The 2883-nt window shown below is 32.5% G+C and carries 5 protein-coding genes; 3 read left to right on the plus strand and 2 right to left on the minus strand.

The genetic code is table 11. The annotated features are described in order from the left end of the window. A partial coding sequence (locus tag AMM48_RS00300; RefSeq protein WP_102782465.1) for a protein rep occupies positions 1–824 on the plus strand: 824 nt, incomplete at its 5' end. A gap of 134 nt (positions 825–958) precedes the next feature. Here AMM48_RS00300 and AMM48_RS00305 read toward each other — a convergent pair. Beyond that, the gene (locus AMM48_RS00305) at positions 959–1165 is read right to left on the minus strand and encodes a hypothetical protein (protein ID WP_102782466.1); all 207 of its coding nucleotides are present in this window, start codon (positions 1163–1165) and stop codon (positions 959–961) included. Positions 1166–1329: 164 nt separating this feature from the next. On the opposite strand from AMM48_RS00305, the gene AMM48_RS00310 reads away from it, so the two are divergent. Next, a complete protein-coding gene (locus AMM48_RS00310) occupies positions 1330–1605 on the plus strand; it encodes a hypothetical protein (RefSeq protein WP_102782467.1) in 276 nt (91 codons plus the stop codon). 175 nt (positions 1606–1780) lie between these two features. Then, positions 1781–2191, plus strand: coding sequence for a hypothetical protein (locus AMM48_RS00315; protein ID WP_025565940.1), 411 nt, complete (start codon positions 1781–1783; stop codon positions 2189–2191). 82 nt (positions 2192–2273) lie between these two features. On the opposite strand, the gene AMM48_RS00320 is transcribed toward AMM48_RS00315, so the two are convergent. Further along, on the minus strand, positions 2274–2750 hold the full coding sequence (locus AMM48_RS00320; RefSeq protein WP_102782468.1) for a DUF3967 domain-containing protein: 477 nt from the start codon (positions 2748–2750) through the stop codon (positions 2274–2276). Positions 2751–2883 lie beyond the last annotated feature (133 nt).

The raw sequence follows: 2883 nt of genomic DNA on the forward strand, positions 1-2883 counted from the left end.
GCACATGGAAAACTGCTAAAAAAGATGCAATTAAATTATCAGTCATGCTCGATGCAGTGAAAGAAATTGAGGGGAAAGAATTTTTGTTTTTAACATTGACTGCCCCCAATTGTACTGGTGATGAATTGCGATTTGAGATTGATAGATTTAATAAAGCGGTTAAAAGATTATTTGATCGTAGGAATGTAAAACGTGTGGTGAAAGGTTACATCCGGAAATTAGAAGTAACAACAGATCAAGAGTCACATATTACCGAAGAATTATACAACCGTAAAAAAGGATATTTTGATATGAGGGGTTATAAAGTTGGGGATGCGAACCCCCAATACAATACATATAATCCTCATGTTCATATAATCGTTGCCGTGAATAAAACTTATTTTACGGATACAAAAGCATTTATTAAGCAAGAGAATTGGCTTGAAATGTGGCAAGAGTGTATGGAAGATAAGACCATTACACAGGTAGATGCTAAGAAAGTGCGAGCAACTGGTAATTCAAATGCAGTTTTAGAGATTGCTAAGTATTCGGCAAAAGGTTCTGACCTGTATCATAGTGAAGCTGTGTTTGATACGTTTTATATCGCCTTGAAGAAAAGACAATTACTTGTTTTTTCAGGAATGATGAAAGACTATGCGAAAAAATATGAGAATGGTGAACTGGATCGATTCAAGAAACAAGACGAAGCCTTTTATACGCATCTGTTGCAGTCAATATGGAAAGGCTCAAAGTATGAAAATAAATTAAAAGAATTATCTCCAGTAGAGTTGGAAGGGTTTAATAAACGTGCTTTGTACATTGAGGAAAATGACGAGGTGGAATGAGAGTGGCTTTTGCTACTCTTTTTTTAAAAAAAAAGATAAGAAAGTATATAATTTCTTATTCAACTAACGGGGCAGTTTAGTTGAAGAAGAAAAGGGTTTTTTGTGTCGCACATGAACCATAATGAGCAACAACTCTATTTTCTTGCATCTTCATATCTAGCATCTTTATTTCTAAATAGAAGCCAAGTAAAAAAAATATTTAATGAAACCATGATGATGTCATGCCCAATTTGCCCACCGTCAATTGTATGTAAATTATTCATTATGGCAATTGGGATTACAAGCAATAATAAAATGGACAAAGCAATCCAATGTAAATTAATCCATATTTTTCTAAACATATTTCCACTCCTTATAAGAACACTTACCAATTTTAATTGAGTGTTTATAATATGTAAAGAATGTGTCATAGTTCGTAGATAATGTGTAATAAATGAGAAGGTGCTTCTTCAACTAAAGGTGTGCTTTACTTCAATAAGCTTTACATTAGGAGAGACATTTGAGTATGAATATATATATTTTGTTATTAATTGCAATAATTTTATTATTTGTTGCTGGATATGCTTTTTATGTCACTTTTAAGAAATATGAAGAAGATGACGATTTTACTGGAGGAATAAATACATTTACTTTTATTGAATTCTTATTTGGTATTCTAATATTAATTTCCGAAAAATTCTTTCCGGAAAAATACCATATTGTTATCTTTAAAATTCTCTCCTTTTTGTTTGGAATATTTATATTAGGATTAACAGTTTTATTATGGATACTTTTCAACTAACGGGTGCTTTACTTCAAGAAGGAGTAAAGCCATTTTCTTATTTAACTAAAGTACGCAGGTTAGTTTAAGAAGGAATCGATTCTAAAGTTTTTGTATTCAGGCTCATTTTAGTGGAAGTCGTTAATCGGTTATTTCCCCATTTATATACTCATATCCTTAATAAAGGAGATGTTGTGTGAAAAAAGGAAAGCTTAGTGCAGTTGTCTTTGGTTCTCTCTTATTGATAATAGCTATTTTTATTTATACTCAGGAGAAAGAAAAAGAAGATAATGTCCATATTTCGCAATTATCCGAAGAAGAACAAATAGAATTAGAGTACTATATCGAATCGCTTCAAAAAGAGGGAGGCTTCTTTGACCAAGTCGGAGAAGAATTGAGAAAAGTGGGATATAGCTATCAAACGGTAGGAATGATTAATTCCAAAAATGATATTAGGCTTATTATTGTAATTCCAGATAACGAAGTGGTTACGGAACAAAAAAAAGTTGGAGTAAAGAAGATTTATCAAGATATGATAATAAAATTAAATATGAACCTGAAGGCATTTAAGATTCAGGTCGGTCATATTGACGATTTATCTTGGTGAAAGCGATACTTATACAATGTAAGGATTGTTCAACTAACGGGTGCTTTAGTTGAAGAAGGACCATCTTTTGATGGTCCTTCTTTTATTTCCAGAATTTCCACCATTTTTTTTGTTGAGTAGCTGCAATTTGTTTTTTTGCTTCTTGTGATTCTCTTAGTGCTTTCATTAGGTTTTGATCTCTTTCAATTTGTCTTTTTTCTTGTGCTTCCAGTCTTTCGAGTATTTTTTGATTAAATTCCTGTTGTGCTTGGATGAATTCAATCAAAGGATTTTTCTCGTGTAGCGGTATAGCGGATGGCGATATGGTTAAATTGGACCGATATAAAGACGCTATATGTTGGACTGATTCATCTAGTGACCTGCCCATATTCTTCATGTCACATAAATACTCTAAGAACCTAATATCATCTTCGCTATATTGACGCCAACCATTTTCGGCTTTGGCGAAAGGGTATCCTTGTTCTTCCAGCATTTGTGAATATTTTCGGATGGTAACGGGTTGTATCGAAAGCCGCTTTGCGACATCTTTGCTGGAATAGGTTTTTGTATTGTTTTGCATATAGTTCACCTCTAAGAAATTATTCGCTATGAATCTTGAAAAAGCCTTTAAAGATAGATTGAAAGGAAAGATTTCAAATGGTAAACTAATAACATACTAAATTTATTTTACTTTTTTTATGTCGAACCCATGC

The sequence above is a fragment of the Thalassospira sp. GB04J01 genome, from assembly GCF_000751115.1.
GTDB classification, from domain to species: domain Bacteria; phylum Pseudomonadota; class Alphaproteobacteria; order Rhodospirillales; family Thalassospiraceae; genus Thalassospira; species Thalassospira lucentensis.

Excerpts from the sequence above, each read along its gene's own strand:
- AMM48_RS00305 (WP_102782466.1), bottom strand. The coding sequence starts at position 1,165 with ATGTTTAGAAAAATATGGATTAATTTACATTGGATTGCTTTGTCCATT.
- AMM48_RS00310 (WP_102782467.1), top strand. The coding sequence starts at position 1,330 with ATGAATATATATATTTTGTTATTAATTGCAATAATTTTATTATTTGTT.
- AMM48_RS00320 (WP_102782468.1), bottom strand. The coding sequence starts at position 2,750 with ATGCAAAACAATACAAAAACCTATTCCAGCAAAGATGTCGCAAAGCGG.